This window comes from Rubrivivax sp. JA1055 (genome assembly GCF_020966565.1).
Classification (GTDB): Bacteria; Pseudomonadota; Gammaproteobacteria; order Burkholderiales; family Burkholderiaceae_C; genus Rubrivivax; species Rubrivivax benzoatilyticus.
In genome coordinates this window covers 482,421-501,598 of record NZ_JAJKFP010000002.1, presented here as the reverse complement: position 1 = coordinate 501,598, position 19,178 = coordinate 482,421, and the positions used below count along the sequence as shown (strand labels likewise).

General features: G+C 71.9%; 19 protein-coding genes. 4 read left to right on the top strand and 15 right to left on the bottom strand.

The window, feature by feature from the left end:
• Positions 1-22: 22 nt before the first annotated feature.
• Genes flgE through LOC65_RS05465 form a run of 4 tightly spaced genes read right to left on the bottom strand, consistent with a single transcriptional unit; the run spans position 23 to position 2,878 of the window.
• Complete coding sequence (gene flgE, locus LOC65_RS05480; RefSeq protein ID WP_009856145.1) at positions 23-1,321, bottom strand: flagellar hook protein FlgE; 1,299 nt, start codon at positions 1,319-1,321, stop codon at positions 23-25.
• Between the two features lie 13 nt (positions 1,322-1,334).
• A complete protein-coding gene (locus LOC65_RS05475; protein ID WP_009856146.1) occupies positions 1,335-1,976 on the bottom strand; it encodes a flagellar hook assembly protein FlgD in 642 nt (213 codons plus the stop codon).
• An 18-nt stretch (positions 1,977-1,994) separates the two neighbouring features.
• Complete coding sequence (gene flgC / locus LOC65_RS05470) at positions 1,995-2,414, bottom strand: flagellar basal body rod protein FlgC (protein ID WP_009856147.1); 420 nt, start codon at positions 2,412-2,414, stop codon at positions 1,995-1,997.
• 11 nt (positions 2,415-2,425) lie between these two features.
• A complete protein-coding gene (locus tag LOC65_RS05465; protein ID WP_230246866.1) occupies positions 2,426-2,878 on the bottom strand; it encodes a flagellar basal body protein in 453 nt (150 codons plus the stop codon).
• 131 nt (positions 2,879-3,009) lie between these two features.
• On the opposite strand from LOC65_RS05465, the gene flgA reads away from it, so the two are divergent.
• The 4 genes from flgA to LOC65_RS05445 all read left to right on the top strand — a co-directional run bounded on the left by flgA (position 3,010) and on the right by LOC65_RS05445 (position 6,962).
• Positions 3,010-3,732: a flagellar basal body P-ring formation chaperone FlgA gene (gene flgA / locus LOC65_RS05460; RefSeq protein ID WP_081666899.1), complete on the top strand. Its 723-nt coding sequence runs from the start codon at positions 3,010-3,012 to the stop codon at positions 3,730-3,732.
• Between the two features lie 135 nt (positions 3,733-3,867).
• Complete coding sequence (gene flgM, locus LOC65_RS05455; protein ID WP_009858840.1) at positions 3,868-4,161, top strand: flagellar biosynthesis anti-sigma factor FlgM; 294 nt, start codon at positions 3,868-3,870, stop codon at positions 4,159-4,161.
• A gap of 17 nt (positions 4,162-4,178) precedes the next feature.
• Positions 4,179-4,577: a hypothetical protein gene (locus LOC65_RS05450; RefSeq protein WP_138938927.1), complete on the top strand. Its 399-nt coding sequence runs from the start codon at positions 4,179-4,181 to the stop codon at positions 4,575-4,577.
• A 225-nt stretch (positions 4,578-4,802) separates the two neighbouring features.
• Entirely contained in the window at positions 4,803-6,962 is a 2,160-nt protein-coding gene (locus LOC65_RS05445) for an ATP-binding protein (RefSeq protein WP_230246865.1), read from the top strand.
• On the opposite strand, the gene LOC65_RS05440 is transcribed toward LOC65_RS05445, so the two are convergent.
• The 11 genes from LOC65_RS05440 to LOC65_RS05390 all read right to left on the bottom strand — a co-directional run bounded on the left by LOC65_RS05440 (position 6,963) and on the right by LOC65_RS05390 (position 19,043).
• Positions 6,963-8,315, bottom strand: coding sequence for a methyl-accepting chemotaxis protein (locus LOC65_RS05440; RefSeq protein ID WP_230246864.1), 1,353 nt, complete (start codon positions 8,313-8,315; stop codon positions 6,963-6,965).
• Between the two features lie 127 nt (positions 8,316-8,442).
• Complete coding sequence (locus tag LOC65_RS05435; RefSeq protein WP_164964254.1) at positions 8,443-9,156, bottom strand: RNA polymerase sigma factor FliA; 714 nt, start codon at positions 9,154-9,156, stop codon at positions 8,443-8,445.
• A gap of 34 nt (positions 9,157-9,190) precedes the next feature.
• Positions 9,191-9,976, bottom strand: a complete 786-nt coding sequence (locus LOC65_RS05430) for a hypothetical protein (protein ID WP_009858845.1) — start codon at positions 9,974-9,976, stop codon at positions 9,191-9,193.
• Positions 9,977-9,993: 17 nt separating this feature from the next.
• The gene (gene flhF, locus LOC65_RS05425) at positions 9,994-11,550 is read right to left on the bottom strand and encodes a flagellar biosynthesis protein FlhF (RefSeq protein WP_029718829.1); all 1,557 of its coding nucleotides are present in this window, start codon (positions 11,548-11,550) and stop codon (positions 9,994-9,996) included.
• A 43-nt stretch (positions 11,551-11,593) separates the two neighbouring features.
• Positions 11,594-13,672 (bottom strand): flagellar biosynthesis protein FlhA, encoded by a 2,079-nt coding sequence (gene flhA, locus LOC65_RS05420; RefSeq protein ID WP_029718830.1) that lies wholly within the window; start codon positions 13,670-13,672, stop codon positions 11,594-11,596.
• Between the two features lie 8 nt (positions 13,673-13,680).
• The gene (gene flhB, locus LOC65_RS05415) at positions 13,681-14,841 is read right to left on the bottom strand and encodes a flagellar biosynthesis protein FlhB (protein WP_230246863.1); all 1,161 of its coding nucleotides are present in this window, start codon (positions 14,839-14,841) and stop codon (positions 13,681-13,683) included.
• 250 nt (positions 14,842-15,091) lie between these two features.
• The gene (locus LOC65_RS05410) at positions 15,092-15,724 is read right to left on the bottom strand and encodes a protein phosphatase CheZ (RefSeq protein ID WP_009858119.1); all 633 of its coding nucleotides are present in this window, start codon (positions 15,722-15,724) and stop codon (positions 15,092-15,094) included.
• A gap of 14 nt (positions 15,725-15,738) precedes the next feature.
• Entirely contained in the window at positions 15,739-16,134 is a 396-nt protein-coding gene (cheY, locus tag LOC65_RS05405; protein ID WP_009858118.1) for a chemotaxis response regulator CheY, read from the bottom strand.
• A gap of 29 nt (positions 16,135-16,163) precedes the next feature.
• A complete protein-coding gene (gene motB, locus LOC65_RS05400; RefSeq protein WP_009858117.1) occupies positions 16,164-17,132 on the bottom strand; it encodes a flagellar motor protein MotB in 969 nt (322 codons plus the stop codon).
• A gap of 207 nt (positions 17,133-17,339) precedes the next feature.
• Positions 17,340-18,200, bottom strand: coding sequence for a flagellar motor stator protein MotA (gene motA / locus LOC65_RS05395; protein ID WP_009858116.1), 861 nt, complete (start codon positions 18,198-18,200; stop codon positions 17,340-17,342).
• A gap of 60 nt (positions 18,201-18,260) precedes the next feature.
• On the bottom strand, positions 18,261-19,043 hold the full coding sequence (locus LOC65_RS05390; RefSeq protein ID WP_029718831.1) for a trans-aconitate 2-methyltransferase: 783 nt from the start codon (positions 19,041-19,043) through the stop codon (positions 18,261-18,263).
• Between the last annotated feature and the right edge of the window lie 135 nt (positions 19,044-19,178).

Below are 19,178 nucleotides of genomic sequence, written 5' to 3'. Positions count from 1 at the left end.
TCAGCCTCCGCCGCGCGCGCGTTCAGCGCATGTTGACCAGCGTCTGCATGACCTGGTCCTGCGTCTTGATGGTCTGCGCGTTGGCCTGGTAGATGCGCTGCGCGGTGATCATGTTGACCAGCTCGCCGGTGAGGTCGATGTTCGACTCCTCCAGCGCGCCGGCCTGGATGACGCCCATGTTGCCCTCGCTGGGCACGCCGACGACCGCGTCGCCCGAGGCGTAGGTGCTGGCCCAGACGTTGCCGCCCAGCGGCTGCAGACCCTGCGGGTTGCGGAAGTTGGCGAGCTCGAGCTGGCCGGCGGGCTTGCTCTGGCCGTTGCTGTAGCGCGCCAGCACGATGCCGTCGGCCTCGATCGCGATCGAGGTGAGCTGGCCGGCGGCGTAGCCGTTCTGCGTCAGGTTGGTGACGCCGAAGGTCTGGTCGTACTGGGTCGCGCTGGCCACGTTGACCGACATGTTCAGCGGCACCACGATGCGCGAGGTCTCGCGGCCGGTGACCGGGTCGGTGATGATCAGGTCGTTGGTGATGCTCAGCGCCAGCGCGTCGGCCGGGTCCGGCGAGGCCAGGCGGCCGGTGGTGTTGTCGAACTCCAGCGTCTGCCACTTCACCGGGTTGCCGGCGGCGTCGACGTTCACCGGCTGGCCGTTGGCGGTGACGTAGACGTTCCACTTGTCGTTCGACTCCTTCTGGAAGTAGTACGACAGCGCGACGTCCTGGCCCTTGGAGTCGTAGGCGACGACCGAGGTCGCGTTGTTGTAGGTCGACTTGTCGGTGAAGTCGATCTGCGGCGTCGCGGTGGCCGCCGGCGCCGTGACCACCGAGTCGGCCTTGAGGTTGAACTCCAGCTCGATCTTGCTCGTCGCGCTCGGCGCGATGCCGGCCGTCGGCAGCTTCAGCGGCTGCGCCAGGCCAGGCTGGATGGTGCCGGTGCCGTCGGCCGGGTAGCCCATCAGCTTGAGCTTCTCGTTGTTGACGATGTAGCCCTCGCGGTCGACCTTGAACTGGCCGTTGCGCGTGTACACGGTCGGGCTGACGCCGTCGGTCACCTGGAAGAACCCGGCGCCGTTGATCGCCATGTCCATCGCGTTGCCGGTGGTCGAGATGTTGCCCTGCGTGAACTGCTGCGACACCGCGCCCAGCGTCACGCCGATGCCGACGTTGTTGACCCCGGCGCCGTTGAGCGCGGTGGCGTACATGTCGGAGAACTCGGCGCGCGAGACCTTGGCGCCGTAGGTGTTGGCGTTGGCGATGTTGTTGCCGATGACGTCCAGGCTCTTGCTGGTCGCGTTGAGCCCGGAGAGACCTTGCTGGAAGCTCATCGTGTCGTCCTGTTCAGTTGTAGGCCTTGACGGCGGTGTAGTCGATGGCGCCGCTGTGGGCGAGTTCGAGCTGGAGCTTGCCGCCGGAGTTGCTGACCGCAGCCACCGTGTCGCGCATCAGCGGCGTCGTCTGCACGGTCGTCGTGCCGAGCTTGGCGGTGACGCGGAAGGTGTAGCCGCTGGGGTCCTCGACCTTGCTCGCGTCCCAGCTGAAGCTGTGCGTGCCGGCCTTGGCCGCACCGAGGTTGAGCGTGTCGGCGACGCGGCCCGAGGCGTCGAGGATCTCGACCTTGACCGAGTCCGCGGCGCCCGACAGGTCGATGCCGCCGACGCCCACGCCCTGGCGCACGTCCAGGTGCTTGCCCTCGACGGTGACGTCGCGGCCGATCAGCGAGGCGCCCTGCATGGCCTGCATCTGCAGGAACTGCGAGTTCAGGCCGGTGACCGTCTCGTTGAGCTTCTCGATGCCGGTCACGGTGTTGATCTGCGCCATCTGGCTCGTGACCTGCGCGTTGTCCATCGGATTCAGCGGGTCCTGGTTCTGCATCTGCGCGACCAGCAGCTTCAGGAAGCGGTCGGCGCTGGCCGACGCGGTGCCCGCGTTCTTGCTCTCGGTCGGGGTGTTGATCGCGGCGTAGGGATCGATGGTGGTCATCGCGTCTTCCGTTCAGGCTCAGGACTGGCCCATCTGCAGCGTCTTCTGCAGCAGGGTCTTCGCGGTGTTCATCACCTCGACGTTGTTCTGGTAGGAGCGCGACGCGGAGATCATGTCGACCATCTCCTGCACCGCGTTGACGTTGCTGAAGGTGACGTAGCCCTCGGCGTCGGCAGCGGGGTGCTTGGGGTCGTGCACGCGCCGGCCGGGGCTCGCGTCCTCGCGGATCGTCGAGACGCGCACGCCGGCGGCGCTGGCCGGGTCGGCGCCGGCGTCCATCAGCGCGGTCTGGAACACCACCTGGCGCGCCTTGTAGGCCTGGCCGTCGGGGCCGGCCACGGTGTCGGCGTTGGCGAGGTTGCTGGCGACGACGTTGAGCCGCTGGCTCTGCGCGCTGACCGCGCTGCCCGAGACGTCGAAGATGCGGAACATGCTCATGATTCGGTTCCTCAGCCCTGGTTGTGGCTCTTCATCGCGTCGGTCAGCGTCCTGACGCTGCCGTTGAGGAAGCGCAGCGAGGCCTCGAACTTCAGCGTGTTGTCGACGAAGGCCGCGCGCTCGCGGTCCATGTCGACGGTGTTGCTGTCGAGGTTGGTCTGGGACGGCGCGCCGTAGCGCAGGTCGGTCGCCGGGCGCTGGCGGCCGAAGCCTTCGGCCAGCAGGCCGCGGGCCACCGGCGAGCCGAGCTCGTTGCCGCCGCCGGCCGGTGGCGCGCCGCTGGCCGGCGGGCGCGGCAGCGAGGCGGTGGCCTCGCGCAACGCCTGCGAGAAGTCGAAGTCGCGCGCCACGTAGCCGGGCGTGTCGGCGTTGGCGATGTTGCTGGCGATCACGCGCTGGCGCTCCGAGCGCAGCGCGAGCGCCTGGGCCTGGAAGTCCAGCTGTCCGGTCAGGCGGTTGATCATGGGCTCGCGCTCCTTCGGGATGGTCCGCGCCGATTCTCGGCAGCCGGGGCCGCGGCTTGGGGCCGATAAGCGGGCACATCCCGGCGCTTTTCGCCGCCGTGCCCGCGCTGCCGACGTCTAGAGTGCGTCGCGTGGAAAAGGACTGCCCCCGCTCGCGAGGCACGGCCGGCGCCCTGCTGCTGGCCGCCGCGCTCGCCTGCCCGGGCCCGGCGGCGGCCGACACGCTGGCGCCGGCCACGCTGCAGGCCGTGCGCGCGCTGGCGCGCGACGCCGCCGCCGCGCTCGCCCCGGCCGGGCTGCGCGTCGAGGTCGTGCCCGGCCGGCTGGACCCGCGGCTGCGGCTGGCGCCCTGCAACCGCGTCGAGCCCTATCTGCCGACGGGCGTGCGCCCCTGGGGCCGCGCGCGCGTGGGCCTGCGCTGCCGCGACGGCGCCGTGCCCTGGAACGTCTTCCTGCCGATCACCGTCGAGGTCTGGGGCCCGGGCGTCGTCGCCGTCACGGCGCTGGCCCCCGGCACCGTGCTGGCCCCCGGCCAGCTGGCGCTGGGCGAGGTCGACTGGGCCGCGGCGGCGACACCGCCGCTGGCCTCGGTGCAGGCGCTGGAGGGCCGCACGCTGGCGCGGCCGCTGGCGCCCGGCCAGGCGCTGCGCCTGGACGCGCTGAAGCCGCGCGAGTGGTTCGCCGCCGGCGAGGTGGTCAGCGTCGTGGCACGCGGCGACGGCTACGCCGTCAGCACCCGCGGCGAGGCGCTGATGCGCGGCGTCGAAGGCCGGCTGGTGCGCGTGCGCACCGAGGCCGGGCGCATCGTCACCGGCTGGCCCACGGCCGAGGGGCGTGTCGATGTCGCCCGCTGAGCGCGATTCCCCCCGCATTCAGGGGACCGATGAAAAATCATCCCGCCGGGCCCTAAAGTTGGCTCTCCACGCTCCGATACAGCGATCATGTCATGGGAGGCTGCCCCGCCGGGACGGCTCCTGCTGGAGTTCAACATGAAGATCGGTCACCTCGATTCCACGTCGCCCGCCTCGGCGGTGAACGGCGACCGCAAGACGGGTTCGCAGGCACGCACGTCCGGCGCCACGGCCGAGCCGAGCGCCAAGGTCGAGCTGTCGTCGGCGGCCCTGGCCGCCAGCGACGCCGCCGACGGCAGCTTCGACGCCGCCAAGGTCGACCGCATCGCCCAGGCGATCCGCGAAGGCGGCTACCAGGTCGACGCCGAGAAGATCGCCGACAAGCTGATCGCCAATGCCCAGGAGCTCCTGGGCAGAACCTACAACCGCTGAACCACGCCGAAGCGTCCATGCTGACGACTGCCGCCGAAATGCGGGCGCTGCAACGCGCCACCGAACTGGAAGCCCCGCTGGACACGCTCGAGCAGCGCCTGGCCGAGCTCGGCGCCGCGCTGGCGGCCAGCGACGCCGCCGGCATCGAGTCCGCCGCCGGCGAGCTGCACGGCGCGCTTGCCGCCGCCGTCGAGCACTTCGCCCGCGCCGCACGCGAAGGCGGCGTGCCGATGCCGCTGCGCCAGCGCCTGGCCGTCGCCGGGGGCCAGGTGGCCGCGCAGCGCGAAGCGCTGGCCCGCGCCACCGCCGCGCTCGACCGCGCGATCGACGTCCTGCTGCCCAACATCGGCAGCGGCGGCTACGGCGCCGCCGGCGCCAGCACCCGCACCAGCCACGGCGGCTCGCTGCTGGCCTGATCACGCGGCGGCTCGCGCCGCCCTCGCCCCATTCCCGGACGGCCGGGTCGCGTCAGCGGCCCGGCCGTCGTCGTTTCGGCGGCCGCGGCGCGGCACGCCGGGGTCCGCGTCAGGAATGGGGTGACAATGGCCTCCTGACAAACCCGAGGGGCGCGGCCACGACTGCGGCCCCCGCCCCATCACCTGGGCGCCGTCACGAGCGGCGTCCTGATCGATCAGTCTGCGTTGGGAAACACCGATACCGCCTGGACGTCCGCAGCGCCAGGCTCTGCCTCCAGCGGCGCCGAAGCCGCCCGCACCCTGCTGGAACGCCTGCGGGGCTGTGCCGACAACCGCTGGCTGCTGCTGCTCGCCGGCCCGGTGTGCGCGGCGGCCCTCGTCATCGCGCTGCTGCAGCAGCGCCCGGACACCACGCTAGCCGACGCGGCCGACGGCCTCGGCACCGCCACCGCCCGTCTGGGCTGGACCGTCGCCGACGGCGCCGAAGACGAGACGCAGCGCGGGCTCGCCTTGCTGCGCCAGCGGCTGGCGACGCTGCGCGGCGCCGCCGCCAGCGGCGGCCTCGTGCTGCACGAGCTGGACCTGCTCGAGTCGCGGCTGGCCGGCCTGGGGCCGCGCGCCGGCCGCGCCGAGCTGCGCGCCGTTGCCGACCTCGCCGAGCGCGTCACTGCCCAGGCGCGCCAGGAGATGCTGCAGCGCCAGGCCCGGCTGGGGCTGTGGCTGCAGCTGCTGTCGGCGACGCTGGCGCTGACGCTGCTGCTCCCGGCCCACGGCCTGTGGCGCCAGCGCCGGCGCATGCGCCGCGCGCTGCGCGAGTTCTCCGACACGCTGGCGCGCGGCGCGGAAAGCCCGCCCGCCGACACCGCCGAGGCCGGGGTCTCCGCGCGCCGCTGGCGCGCGCTGGCCGACCTGTCGGCCGACTGGTACTGGGAGAGCGACGAGCAGATGCGCCTGTCGTGGTCGTCGGGCTCGTCTCCGCTGACGACGCAGCTGGGCTGGACGCTCGACGAGCTGATCGGCCGGCGCCGCGACGAGCTGCCGGCCTTCGAGCCGCCGGCGCTGGGCTGGGACTGGCTGAACGAGCGCATGGCGCGCCGGCAGCCGTTCCGCGACGTCGAGCTGCGGGCACGCTCGCGCCGCGGCGACCACGCGCTGTGGATCGCGCTCAGCGGCCGCCCGCGCCACGACGCCGAGGGCCGCTTCACCGGCTACGAAGGCGTGGGCCGCGACATCACCGAACACAAGCTGGGCTACGAGCGCCAGCGCGAGAACGAACAGCGCTGGGCGCTGATGGTCGACCTGGCCTCCGACTGGTACTGGGAGACCGACGCCGCGCACCGGCTGCAGCCGGTGGGGCGCGCCGTCTACCGCAGCGCCGTCGACTACCTGGAGCCGGGCGACGGCCGCACGCGCTGGGAGCTGCACACGGCGACGCCGCCCGAACTCTGGGAGCGCCACCGCGCCGACCTCGACACGCGCCGGCCCTTCCGCTCCTTCGAGTTCCCGACCGAGGCCCGCGACGGCGGCACACGCTGGGTGTCGCTCAGCGGCATCGCGCGTTTCGACGGCCAGGGCCGCTTCCTCGGCTACCGCGGCGTCGGCCGCGACATCACGGTGCGCAAGCAGGCCGAGGCCGTGCTGCGCCGCGACAACGAGGCGCTGCAGCAGGCAGTGGCCGAGCGCACGCGCGAGCTGCAGCAGATCAACCGCGACCTCGACGCTTTCTCGCGCCAGCTCGCGCACGAGCTGCGCACGCCGATCGGCCACGTCGAGGGCATCGCCCAGCTGCTGTCGCACCGCGCCGCGGCGCGGCTGGACAAGGCCGACCGCGAGCTGCTGGCGATGCAGGAGCAGGCGGCGCGCACGATGCGCGAGACGCTGGACGCGCTGATGCTGCTGGCGCGCTCGACGGTGCAGGCGATGCCGATGGACAGCGTGGACCTGAGCGCGCTGGCGCAGGACGCCGCGGCGGGGCTGCCGGCGCTGGAGCGGCGCGCGCCGCTGCACTGGGAGATCGAGCCCGGCCTGCGCGTGCACGGCTGCGCGCCGGCGCTGCGCATCGTGCTCGCCAACCTGCTCGGCAACGCGGCCAAGTTCACGCGCCGCGTCGAGGCGCCGACGGTGCGCGTGGCCGCCGCGCCCGACGCCGACGGCCGGCTGCGCGTGACCGTCGAGGACAACGGCGCCGGCTTCGACCCGGCGCTCGCCGACCGGCTGTTCGTGCCCTTCAACCGGCTGCACGCCGGCGAGGACTACGCCGGCACCGGCGTCGGCCTGAGCATCGTGCAGCGCATCGTCGAGCGCCACGGCGGCACGGTGGCCGCGCACGGCGCGCCGGGCCGCGGCGCGCGTTTCGAGTTCACGCTCGCCGCCGCGGCGGACTGATCAGAAGTTGAACGCCAGCCGCAGCCCGCCCCAGTGGCGGCCGCCGACGGTGATCGGCGCGGCGGCTTCCTTCAGCACGACGAAGCGGCCGCCGCCCATGTCGCGGCGGTAGGTCTGCAGCAGGAACGGGCGCTCGTTGCGCGCCGAGGCCAGGCCGGTGCGGTCGTTGAAGATGCGGCGCCAGCGGCTGTTGGCGGTGTTCCACAGCAGGTCACCGGGGCGCTGCGGCTGGTTGTAGCGCCGGTTGTGGCAGGCGACGTAGCCGTTGCGGTCGACGGCGATGCAGAACACGACCTTGTCCGACAGCTGCAGCGCCGCCTCCTGGACCTGCGGGAACAGCTGCTCGGCGAGCGCCGAGAAGCGCGCCGTGTGCTGCGCCGGCTCGGTGCCGGCGATCGGCTGGTAGCGCTCGTCGAACAGGTCCTCGAGCGTCGCGCGGCCGGCGGCGAGCGCGTCCTCGAGCAGCGCCGCGACCTGCCCGGCGGCCTGCTGCGCGGCGCGGATGTACGGCGAGTCCTCGGTCTCCAGGCCGCTGGCGGCGAAGGCCTCGATCAGCTGCTCGGAGATGCGCAGGAAGTTCTCGGTGCGGCCGGCGGCGCCGTCCAGCGCCCGCGTCGTCTGGCGCACCTCGCCCTCGATGCCGGCCATCTGGGCCTCGAGCACGGCGCAGACCTCGGAGCTGCGCCGGCTGGCCTCGTGGATGCGGCCGACGCCCTCGACGACGCCGTCGAGCGCGCGGTGCACGCCGCCGGCGGGGCTGCCTTCGCTGCGCTGGATCTCGCGCGCCAGCGCGGCGATGCGCTCGTCGAGCCGGCCGACGGTGGTCAGGATCTCCTTGGACGAGACCTCGACCTTGGCCGCCAGATCCTTGACCGCGTCGGCGACGACGCCGAAGCCGCGCCCGGCCTCGCCGGCGCGCTTGGCCTCGACCGAGGCGTTGAAGGCGACGAGCCGCGTCTGCAGCGCGATCTGGGTGATCTGGCCGGCCGCGCCGGAGACCTGGCGCAGCGTGTCGACGATGCCGCCGACCTCGGCGCCGACGGCCTGCACCGCCTCGCCGACCTCGGCCACGGCGCGCAGGCCGTTGTCGGTCTCGCCGGCGATCGCGGCCTGCGCCGCGACCACGTCCTGGAGCTGGCTGGCCAGCGCCTGCAGCGCCGCGGCCTGGGCGGTGGCGATGCGCTGGGTGTCGGCGATGACGCCGCAGACCTCGGCGGCCTCGCGGCCCAGGCCCGAGGCACGTTCGTTGATCTGGCGAAGCGCCGTCTCGGCGGGACCGGCAGCACCGGCCGCAGCGGCGGGCACAGGGGCGGCGGAAAGCGGCGGGGGCTCGCGCCGGAACATCTTCAGCATCGTGTCTCCTGGGATCGCGGCGCGCCGCGGTCGCATTTTCATCAGATACAGAGACGCGAGGCGGTCGCCGACGAGGCTGTCGCGCGGCGCCGGGGCAGGCCGCGCGGATTCGTTCACGGCGCCGGCGTCACCACTCGCGCAGGCGCGTGCGCAGACGGGCGATCGACTGGCTGTGCAGCTGGCAGACGCGACTCTCGGTCACCTTGAGCACCGCGGCGATCTCCTTGAGGTTCATGTCGTGCTCGTAGTACATGCTCATCACGTACTGCTCGCGCTCGGGCAGGTTCTTGATCGCGTCGACCAGGGCCTGGCGCATGCGCTGGTCCTGCAGCCGGCCCAGCGGGTTGGCCTCGTCGTCGTGGACGTGGCGATCGAGGTAGTCCTCGTCGCCGTCGTCGCCGCTCATGTCCTCCAGGTAGATCAGCTGGGTGCCGCGGACCTTGGTCAGCAGTTCCTGGTACTCGGCGAGCGACAGGCCCATCTCCTTGGCGATCTCGCTCTCGTTGGGCGCGCGGTGCAGCTTCTGCTCGAGCTTGTGCACCGCGGCCTCGATGCTGCGCTGGTGGCGGCGGTCGCCGCGGCTCATCCAGTCGTTGCCGCGCAGCTCGTCGAGCATCGCGCCGCGGATGCGCTGGGTGGCGAAGGTCTCGAACTGCACGCCCTGCCCGGCATCGAAGCGCGACAGCGCGTCGGACAGGCCGATCATGCCCACCTGGATCAGGTCGTCGAGCTCCACGTTCGCCGGCAGCTTGGCGATCATCTGGTGCGCCAGCCGTCGCACCAGCGGGCTGTATTGCCGGAGCAGCGCGTTGGCATCGAGTTGTCCCTTGGCGGTGTACATGGGCGCAGCCTTTCGGGGCGTGTTCTGGCGTTCTTCAGTTCGTCGTCGCGCTGACCGGCGGGGCGAAACCCGCCACCGCCGCAGGGCCGGCGAAACCGGCCGCGTCCAGCGCGAGCTGGCCGCCGACCAGGCGCGCCACGGCGGCATCGGGGCCGGCGCGCAGGTCGGTCGCGGGGTCGACGACGGCCCAGTCGTGCAGCAGCGCGCCCAGGAAGGCGTCGGCGCAGCTCGCCAGGCTGGAGGCGATGGCGCGCACGCGCCGCGAGGCCAGCGGCGCGGCGAGCACGAGATCGAAGGTCATCAGGCCGCAGCGCTGGGCGAGCAGCTTGCAGGCGGCGTAGGCGTGCTTGATGCTCTCCGGGTGGTCGGCGCCGATGAGGATCGGGCGCGCGGCACGCTGGCCGAACATGCGCGCCAGGTCGCCGGGATTGGCGTGCACCAGCACGACGTCGGCCTTGGGCGCGGCCTGGGCCAGCGCGTCGACGAAGGCCGAGGCCGAGCCGCGCGTGTCGACGTGGCGCAGCGGCAGGCCGCGCGCGGCCAGGTAGCCGATCTGCGGCGACAGGTCCTCGATGCCGGCGCCCAGGTCCAGCAGCGAGATCTCGCGCGGCGCCGGGGCGCCGTCGGCGGCGTCGACGACCAGCACACGCTGGCCGCGCTGCACGAAGGCGGCGGTCAGCTCGTCGATGACGACGCCGGAAAACGGCACGTGCGGGTTGGCGGCCAGCGGGACGAAACGCTGGCGCGAGGCCGCGAACAGCCGGCGCAGGCCGTGGGCCTGGTCCAGCGGCGCGGTGTCGGTGGCGTAGAAGTCGCGCATGCTGCTCGGCGCCGGGTTCAGGCGTGCAGCGGGTTGCCGGCGGCGGGCGTCGGCACGCCGGCGAACACCAGGTTCATGTCGGCGCTGTCCATGCGCCAGGCCGGGCTGCCGCCGCCGCGCAGCGCACGCTGCACCAGCGCGTTGGCCGACAGGCGGTGCCAGTCCTCGGGCACGCGCTGGCCGTTGGCCACCGCGAGCACCTTCAGCTTGTAGCGGATCAGCGCATCCAGCGCCGGCGCCAGCTTCACCGCCTCGTCCATCTTGGACAGCACGATGCCGCGGCAGGCGGCGGCGCCGTAGGCCAGCAGCACTTCCTCGATCGTCTCGCCCTGGGCGGCGGCGTTGACGACCAGCAGCTTGTTGATCGAGCGGTGCGACAGCATGTCCAGCAGCTCGCGGGTGCGGGCGTCGCGCTGGGCCATGCCGGCGGTGTCGATGAGCACCATCTTCTTGGCCGACAGCAGGTCCAGCAGGTCTTCCAGCGAGGCGCGGTCGTGCGCGGTGTGCACCGGCACGCCGAGGATGCGGCCGTAGGTGCGCAGCTGCTCGTGGGCGCCGACGCGGTAGGCGTCCAGCGTGATCAGGCCGAGGTTGGCGGCGCCGTGGCGCGTGGCGAAGGCCGCGGCCAGCTTGGCGGTGCTCGTCGTCTTGCCGACGCCGGTCGGGCCGACGAGCGCGTAGACGCCGCCGACGTCCTCCAGCGGGCTCTCGCGCTCGCCGGTGGCGAGGTTGCGCTCGAGCACGCCGGCGGCCCAGGCCAGTTCGTCGCAGCCGCCGGGCAGCCCTTCGACGAGCTTGCGCACCAGCGACGGCGAGAAGCCGCAGCCCAGCAGCTTCTGCGTCAGCTGCGCCTGGCGCGGCTGGCGCTGCAGCTTCTCCATGAACGCGAGTGCGCCGAAACGCTGCTCGATCAGGCCGCGCATCGAGCGCAGCTCTTCCATCATCTCGACCTGGTCGCGGCGCGGCGCGCCGTCGGCGAGCACCGGCGCCTGCGGCAGCAGCGGCTCGGCGTGGCGGATCTCCTCGCGCAGCACCGGCGGCTCGCGGCGGGCCTCGGCGGCACGGGCGCGCGGCTCGATGGCCGGCGCGGCGGCACGGGTGCGCGGCTCGGCGGCCGGCGCGGCCACCGGGCGCACCGGCGGCTCCTCGCGCTGGGCCTCGGCACGGCGCGTGCTGACGGCGCCGGGCTGGCGCGGCTCGGTGGCCTCGCGGGCGAGTTCGGTCTGGCGGCGCTTGAGCATGCGCTCGCGCACGTAGTCCTGGAACGATAGCGTGCTCATCTCGAGCTGCTCGACGTCGTCATCGACGGCACCGGCGTCGAACGACGGCTCGACCCGGGGCTCGACACGCGCGGCCGGCAGGCGCGGCGCGGCGGCACGGGCACGCGGCGCCTCGGCGGCCGGCGCGGCGGCGACACGCTCGAGCTGCTGCAGCGACTCGGGGGCCATCGCCAGCACCTCGACGCCGTCGGCGCAGGGGCGGGTGGACATCACGACGGCGTCTTCGCCGAAGGCCTGGCGCACCAGCGCCAGGGCCTCGCGCGAGGTGCGTGCGGTGAAACGCTTGACGTTCATGCGGCCTCCCGATCAGTGCGCGGGGTGAGGGTCGTGACGGTGGTCATGCGTTGGCTCCGATGATCGAACCGATCCGGATCGAGTGGGTCTCGGGAATCTCGCTGTGCGCCAGCACCTTCAGGCGCGGCGCGGAACGCTTCAGCAGGCGGGCCATCGGCGCGCGGATCAGGTCCGGCACCAGCAGGCAGGCCGGCAGGCCCAGGTCTTCCTGGCGGCGCGCGGTGTCGGCGGCACGCTTGGTGATCGCCTCGGCGACGCCGGGGTCCAGCGCCGCGCCGTGCGGCGAGCTCAGGGCCTGCGTCACCAGGCGCTCGAGCTCGGGCTCCAGCGCGATGACGTCGAGTTCCTTGGTCGGGCCGTAGATCTGCTGCACGATCGCCGGCGCCAGGTGGGTGCGGATGCGGCGCACCAGCTCGCCCGGGTCGGTGACGGTGGCGGCGTGCTCGGCCAGGCACTCGATGATCGAGCGCATGTCGCGGATGTGCACGCCCTCCTCCAGCAAGAGCTGGAGCACCTTCTGCAGAGTGGCGATACCGACCATCTTGGGAACCACGTCCTCGATCAACTTCGGGGCCAGCTTGGTCACGTGTTCGACGAGTTGCTGCGTCTCGACGCGGCCCAGCAGGCGGGATGCATTCATTTGCATCAAGTGTGAAAGATGGGTCGCCACGACGGTCGCGCAATCAACGACCGTAAACCCGGCCATTTGGGCCGTCTCGCGGTGGCGCTGCTCGATCCAGATCGCCGGCAGGCCGAAGGCCGGGTCGACGGTCTTGGTGCCGGGCAGCTGCTGCTGCGCGCCGCCGGGGTTGATGGCCAGCAGCTGGCCCGGGAAGGCCTCGCCCTCGCCGACGACGGCACCGCGCAGCGTGACGCGGTAGACGCTGGGCTTCAACTCGAGGTTGTCGCGGATGTGCACCGGCGGCGGCAGGAAGCCGACGTCCTGGGCGAACTTCTTGCGCACGCCCTTGATGCGCGCCAGCAGGTCGCCCTGGCGCGACTTGTCGACGAGCTGGATCAGCCGGTAGCCGACCTCCAGGCCCAGCGTGTCGACCGGCGTCAGGTCGTCCCAGCTGGCCTCGGCGTTGGCCTGGGCCGGGTCGTCCGACTCCTTGCGCGCCGGCTCGGCGGCGGCGCGCTTCTTGCGCCGCTGCAGCTGCCAGGCCAGCAGCCCCAGGCTGCCGCCGATCAGCAGGAACACGAGGTGCGGCATGCCCGGCACGAAGCCCAGCATCAGCACGATGCCGGCGGCCAGCCCCAGCGACTGCGGCGAGTCGAACACCTGGCCGCGGATCTGCGTGCCGATGTCCTGGTCCTTGCCGACGCGCGAGATGACCATCGCCGAGGCCACCGAGATCAGCAGCGCCGGGATCTGCGCGACGAGCGCGTCGCCGACGGCCAGCAGGATGTAGCTCTCGGCCGCCTGGCCGGCGCTGAGCCCGTGCATCGCCATGCCGATGATCAGGCCGCCGACGATGTTGATGAACAGGATCAGCAGGCCGGCCATCGCGTCGCCGCGCACGTACTTGCTGGCACCGTCCATCGAGCCGAAGAAGTCGGCCTCCTCGCCGACCTCGGAGCGGCGGCGCCGGGCCTCGGTCTCGTCGATCAGGCCGGCGTTGAGCTCGGCGTCGATCGCCATCTGCTTGCCGGGCATCGCGTCCAGCGTGAAGCGCGCGCCGACCTCGGCGATGCGCTCGGCGCCCTTGGTGACGACGATGAAGTTGATGACGACCAGGATCGCGAAGACGATCAGGCCGACGGCGAAGTTGCCGCCGATCAGGAAGTGGCCGAAGGACTCGATGACCTTGCCCGCGGCGCCCGGGCCGTTGTGGCCCTCGAGCAGCACGACGCGCGTCGAGGCCACGTTCAGCGACAGGCGCAGCAGCGTCGTCACCAGCAGCACGGTGGGCAGCGCGGCGAAGTCCAGCGGCTTGACCATCTGCGCCGCGACCATCATCACCACCAGCGCCAGCGCGATGTTGAAGGTGAACAGCAGGTCGAGGACGAACGGCGGCAGCGGCAGCACCATCATCGACAGCATCAGCACCACGAAGACGGGCAGCATCAGCATCTTCGCCGAGGCCGCGTTCGGCCCCAGCAGCGTGTTCAGGCGTTGCATCAGCGCGTTCAAGGTTCAGTCCTCCCGGAAGCGGCACGCCCTTCGGCGGGGTCGAAGCCCGGCGGCACGGCAACGGCCGGCGCGGGGGCGTTGAGCGGGCGGCCGGCGGCCATCGCGGCGCGCAGCTGGTAGACCCAGGCCAGCACCTGCGCGACGGCGCCGAACAGCGCGGCGGGGATCTCCTGGTCGATCTCGGCGTGGCGGTACAGCGCCCGCGCCAGCGGCGGGGCCTCGAGCACCGGCACGTTGGCGGCCTTGGCGGCGTCGCGGATGCGGAACGCCAGCAGGTCGGCGCCCTTGGCGACGACACGCGGCGCGGCCATCGTCGCCTCGTCGTACTTCAGCGCCACCGCGAAGTGGGTCGGGTTCATGACCACGAGGTCGGCGCTCGGCACGGCGGCCATCATCTTGCGCCGCGCCATCTCGCGCATCTTGGCCTTGATCTTGCCCTTGACCTCGGGGTTGCCCTCGGACTCCTTGTGCTCCTGCTTGACCTCCTCGAAGCTCATGCGCAGGCGGCGCAGCAGCATGAAGCGCTGCAGCGGCACGTCGACGAGCGCGAACAGCGTCAGCGCCAGCAGCAGCAGCACCATGCCGCCCTGCAGCAGCGAGCCGGTCTCGGCCATCGCGGTGGGCAGCGGCATCGCCACCAGCGAGGTGAACTCGGCCAGCTGGGCGTGCAGGTAGAGCATGCCGATGGCCCCCAGGATCAGCGCCAGCAGGCAGATCTTCAGCGTGTTGACGAGCTGCTGGCCCTTGAACAGGTTGCCCAGCCCGGTGATCGGGTTGAGCTTGGAGAACTTGGGCTGCATCGGCTTGAACGTCCAGTTCCAGCCACCGGCCAGCACCGCCGACGCCGACGCCACGACGGCCACCACCGCGCCCAGCGGCAGCACGACGACGAGCATGTCCACGCCCGACGCGGACAGGCGCTCGAGCATCGTGCCGGGCCGGTCCATGGCCTGGGCGTCGAAGCGCAGCCCGGTCTCGAGCACGCGGCGCAGCCAGTCGGTGAGGCGCGGCGCGAAGACGATCAGCAGCGCCAGCCCGGCGCCCAGCGTCGCGAGGTGGCCGAGGTCACGCGAGCGCGCGACTTCCCCGTCCTCGCGGGACTTGCTGATCTTGCGCTGCGATGCGGGTAAGCGGCGGTCCTGTGCGTCGTCGGCCATGGCGATCTCGACTCTGGAGAGAGCCTCGCCATGGTGCCGGCAGCACCGCCGGACTTGAGCCCGATAAGCGGGTCAAAAGCCCCTGTGTTCCGAATCGCGATGCCCAGGCGCGAGCGGAGCGCACCAGTCCCGCGGGGACGGAGCGCCTCAGGAAGACGGGGTCAGGTCTCACAAGACCTGACCCCACGCTGGCGCCGCGGAACGGGGTCAGGTCTTGTGAGACCTGACCCCAGGCTTGGGCGCCGGACGCTCAGAACCCCAGGCTGGCCAGCAGGTCGTCGACTTCGCCCTGGTTGGCGACGACGTCGGTGCGGCCTTCCGGGTTCACGACCGGGCCGTGCAGCACGTTCGGGTCGACCTTCTCGCGCTGCTCGGGCGGGACCACCGAGACCAGCAGCTTCACGAGGCTGTCCTCGAGGTCGTTGGCCAGCGTCACGACCTTGGCCACGACCTGGCCGGTGAGGTCGTGGAAGTCCTGCGCCATCATGATGTCGGTGAGCTGCTCGTCGATCTTGGCGGTCGAGTGCTCGACATCCTGGACGAAGTTCAGCACCGCGCCCGAGGCCACGGCGCGCACCGGATCGGCGACGATGCGCGCGGCGATCTGGCGCGTCGCCTCGGTGATCTTGGCGTGCTCGGCCTTGGCCTGGTCGACCGAGTTCAGCACCTTGTTGGCGGCGTCGGCGGTCTTGTTGGCGATGTAGTTCAGCCGGCTGCGCGCGTCGGGCAGGCCGTCGGTGGCGATCTGCAGCTTGGGCATCACGCCCAGCTGCTGCATCGTGTCGTGCAGCAGCCGCGTGATCGAACCCAGCTGCTGGAACACTTCGGGGGACACCGTCAGCGGCTCGGCCGGCTGGAACGAGGTCAGGTCTTCCATCTTCATGTCGAGTCCCTCCCTCAGGCGGTGGCCGCCAGCTTCTGCAGGATCTTCTGGACCTTCTCTTCCAACGTCGCCTTCGTGAAGGGCTTGACGATGTAGCCGGCCGCGCCGCTCTGCGCCGCCAGCACGATGTCTTCCTTGCGCGCCTCGGCCGTGACCATCAGCACCGGCAGGTGCTTGAGCGAGCCGTCGGCCTTGATGGCCTTCAGCAGCTCGAAGCCGTTCATGTTGGGCATGTTGATGTCGGAGACGACGAAGTCGTACTTCGACGCGCGCAGCATGTTCAGCGCGACGACGCCGTCTTCGGCTTCGTCGGCGTTGTTGCAGCCCATCTCCTTGAGCAGGCCGCGGACGATGCGACGCATCGTCGAGAAATCATCGACGATGAGGAACTTCAGGTCGGAAGGGTTCATGGCAGACCTTGAAAAGACGGCTTCGGGGTTTATCGGCTGCCCGCAGCCGGACTTGAGTCGTTCGCTGGCGCCGCGGGCGCGCCGTTGACGGGAGCATCGTCACCGACCGCCTCGATGGCGTCGGGCTCGGTGCGGAAGAAGCGGTCCTCCGCTTCACGGTTCATCACGATGATGCTGATGCGCCGGTTGGTCGGCGCCAGCGGGTCCTGGCGGTCGAAGGGCTGGCTCGAGGCCAGGCCCTGCACGCGCAGCATGCGGTCCTCGGGCAGGCCGCCTTCGGCGAGCACGCGGCGCGAAGCGTTGGCGCGGTCGGACGACAGCTCCCAGTTGCTGTAGCCGCGCTCGCCGCCGGCGTAGGCCATGGCGTCGGTGTGGCCCTCCAGCGTCAGGCGGTTGGGCACCTCGGCGAGCACCGAGCCGATCTCCTGCAGCAGCTCGCGCATGTAGGGCTGCACGACGGCGCTGCCGCTGGCGAACATCGGCCGGTTCTGCTCGTCGACGATCTGGATGCGCAGGCCGTCGCGCGTCATGTCCAGGCGCAGCTGCGAACGCATCGCCGACAGCCGCTTGTTGGCCGCGATCTTCTCCTCGATGCGGCGCTTGAGGTCCTGCAGCCGCACGATCTCGGCGCGCACCTGCTCCTGCTTCAGCGCCTGCAGGTTGACGGTGGCGCGAGGCGCCTCGATGTCGCCGCGCTTGACCTGTCCGGTGGTGCGCGTGAGGTCCTGGCCGCCGCCCTTGAGCACGTGCGAGGCGTCACCGGCACCGCTGCCGCCGGAGTTCAGCGCCACCTTCAGCGGCGACGTGAAGTAGTCGGCGATGCCCTTGCGGTCGCCCTCGGTGGTGCTGCCCAGCAGCCACATCAGCAGGAAGAAGGCCATCATCGCCGTGACGAAGTCGGCGTAGGCGATCTTCCAGGCGCCGCCGTGGGCGGCATGACCGCCCTTCTTGACGCGCTTGATGATGATGGGTTGAAGCTTCTTCGCGTCGCCGGCCATGTCAGTGGGCCCCCAAGCTCGCTGCGCTCGCTACCCCCCGAGGGGGCCGCCCGCCGGCGGACCGGCGGAGCCGGATCCGCGGCGGTGGCTGGGTCGCGGCTACCACCCGACCCACGGTATCGAACACTCGTGGGACACGACCGCCCAATGTGCACCCCGAAGCCACTGCGCTCCAGCAGGCAGTGCCGAAGACGATGCGGAGGGAGGTCACTTCTTGCCTTTCACGTGGCTCTCCAGCTCGGAGAAGCTGGGGCGCTCGGTGGAGTACAGGACCTTGCGGCCGAACTCGATCGCGACCTGCGGGGCGTAGCCCTGCATGCTGGCCAGCAGCGTGGTCTTGATGCACTGCAGTTCCTTGGTGGCCTCGTCGACCTTCTGCTCCAGCAGGCCGGCCAGCGGCTCGGCGAAGGCGTAGGCCAGCAGGATGCCGAGGAAGGTGCCCACGAGCGCCGAGCCGATCATGCCGCCCAGCACCGCCGGCGGCTGGCCGACCGAGCCCATCGTGTTCACGACGCCCAGCACCGCGGCGACGATGCCGAAGGCCGGCAGCGCGCCGGCCAGGCGCTGGATCGCGGCCACCGCGGCGTGCTCCTCGTGGTGGTGGGTCTCGATCTCGCTGTCCATCAGCGACTCGATCTCGTGCGCGTTCAGGTTGCCCGACACCATCATGCGCAGGTAGTCGGTGACGAACTCCGAGACGTGGTGGTCGTTGCCCACCGTCGCGTACTTCTGGAACAGCGGCGAGTTGTGCGGGTCCTCGACGTCCTTCTCGATGGACATCAGGCCCTCCTTGCGGGCCTTCTGCAGGATGTCGTAGAGCAGCGCCATCAGGTCCATGTAGCGGGCCTTGGTGTACTTGCTGCCCTTGAAGCACTTGCCCAGGCCGCGCAGCGTGGCCTTCAGCACCTTGGGCTGGTTGTTGGCCAGGAAGGCGCCCGCGGCCGCGCCGCCGATCGTCGCCATCTCGAACGGCAGCGCCTTCAGGATCACGCCGATGTTGCCGCCGTGCACGATGAACACGCCGAACACGCAGACGAGCACGATGACCCAGCCGATGATGACAAACATGGTGTTGCGCTTGACCTCGAGCAAGCCCCGACGTGACCGACACGCGGGGTACTTGGCGTGTTATCGGCGCCGGCTCCCGGCGTTTGAGGGCGAATTACCGCTTGCAGCGGTCCGGTAGATCCACACCGGGCGGCCGCCGGGCACACCGGCGCGGGCCACGGGCTGGCGCCCGGCGATCGGGAACTCGAGACTGACCAGCCAGCGGCCGGGCGCCATCTCGGCGTCGGCCTTGGCCGCGACACGGTCCATGCTCTCGGGCCGCTGGAAGACGTAGACCAGGTCCGCGCCGGCCCAGGAGCCGGCCCAGAGGTCGCCGCGGCGCACGGTGGCGAAACGGCAGCGCCGTGCCGCCAGCCAGGCCAGCGGCGCGCTCCATTCGACGCCTTCGAGCCGGGCGTCGGGCCACAGGCGGTGCAGCGCGGCCAGGCCGTGGCCCAGGCCGCAGCCGGCGTCGAGCACGCGGGCGCCGGCGGGCAGCGTGACGACGGCGTCCAGGCCCTGCAGCGCGCCGGCCGGCGTCGGGAAGAACGGGGCGTCGCGCCAGGCCTTCAGCGGGTAGGCCAGCGCCAGCGGCAGCGCCGCGGCCAGCCAGGCCCAGGCGGGCAGCGCCGGCCAGGCGCCGAGCGCCAGCGCCGACAGCGGGAAGCCGCCACCGGCCAGCAGGCGGCGCCAGCGGCCGCGTGCGGTGGCGGCCACCGCGACGCCGGCCGCCAGTCCGGCGGCGAAGGCCGGGCCGGTGCCCGCGCCGGCGGCCTGCACCGCGGCAAAGGCCGCCCAGGCCAGCAGCCACGCGGCCACGGCCGGCAGCGGCCAGGGCAGTCGCGGAGTGCTCAGGGTGGACATGCGGGCAGTGTGCGGCGCCTCGCGTGGCGGCAAGCGCCGGAGAAACGGGGCAATGCCGGCCCAGAAAAGAAAAGCGGCGGACCCTGCCGGGATCCGCCGCCGAATGCACAGGAGCCTGTGCCAGGAGGAGACAAC

Bases quoted from the DNA above. Each gene is read 5' to 3' on its own strand.
- flgE (WP_009856145.1), bottom strand. From the start codon at position 1,321: ATGAGCTTCCAGCAAGGTCTCTCCGGGCTCAACGCGACCAGCAAGAGC.
- LOC65_RS05475 (WP_009856146.1), bottom strand. From the start codon at position 1,976: ATGACCACCATCGATCCCTACGCCGCGATCAACACCCCGACCGAGAGC.
- flgC (WP_009856147.1), bottom strand. From the start codon at position 2,414: ATGAGCATGTTCCGCATCTTCGACGTCTCGGGCAGCGCGGTCAGCGCG.
- LOC65_RS05465 (WP_230246866.1), bottom strand. From the start codon at position 2,878: ATGATCAACCGCCTGACCGGACAGCTGGACTTCCAGGCCCAGGCGCTC.
- flgM (WP_009858840.1), top strand. From the start codon at position 3,868: ATGAAGATCGGTCACCTCGATTCCACGTCGCCCGCCTCGGCGGTGAAC.
- LOC65_RS05450 (WP_138938927.1), top strand. From the start codon at position 4,179: ATGCTGACGACTGCCGCCGAAATGCGGGCGCTGCAACGCGCCACCGAA.
- LOC65_RS05440 (WP_230246864.1), bottom strand. From the start codon at position 8,315: ATGCTGAAGATGTTCCGGCGCGAGCCCCCGCCGCTTTCCGCCGCCCCT.
- LOC65_RS05435 (WP_164964254.1), bottom strand. From the start codon at position 9,156: ATGTACACCGCCAAGGGACAACTCGATGCCAACGCGCTGCTCCGGCAA.
- LOC65_RS05430 (WP_009858845.1), bottom strand. From the start codon at position 9,976: ATGCGCGACTTCTACGCCACCGACACCGCGCCGCTGGACCAGGCCCAC.
- flhF (WP_029718829.1), bottom strand. From the start codon at position 11,550: ATGAACGTCAAGCGTTTCACCGCACGCACCTCGCGCGAGGCCCTGGCG.
- flhA (WP_029718830.1), bottom strand. From the start codon at position 13,672: ATGCAACGCCTGAACACGCTGCTGGGGCCGAACGCGGCCTCGGCGAAG.
- flhB (WP_230246863.1), bottom strand. From the start codon at position 14,841: ATGGCCGACGACGCACAGGACCGCCGCTTACCCGCATCGCAGCGCAAG.
- LOC65_RS05410 (WP_009858119.1), bottom strand. From the start codon at position 15,724: ATGAAGATGGAAGACCTGACCTCGTTCCAGCCGGCCGAGCCGCTGACG.
- cheY (WP_009858118.1), bottom strand. From the start codon at position 16,134: ATGAACCCTTCCGACCTGAAGTTCCTCATCGTCGATGATTTCTCGACG.
- motB (WP_009858117.1), bottom strand. From the start codon at position 17,132: ATGGCCGGCGACGCGAAGAAGCTTCAACCCATCATCATCAAGCGCGTC.
- motA (WP_009858116.1), bottom strand. From the start codon at position 18,200: ATGTTTGTCATCATCGGCTGGGTCATCGTGCTCGTCTGCGTGTTCGGC.
- LOC65_RS05390 (WP_029718831.1), bottom strand. From the start codon at position 19,043: ATGTCCACCCTGAGCACTCCGCGACTGCCCTGGCCGCTGCCGGCCGTG.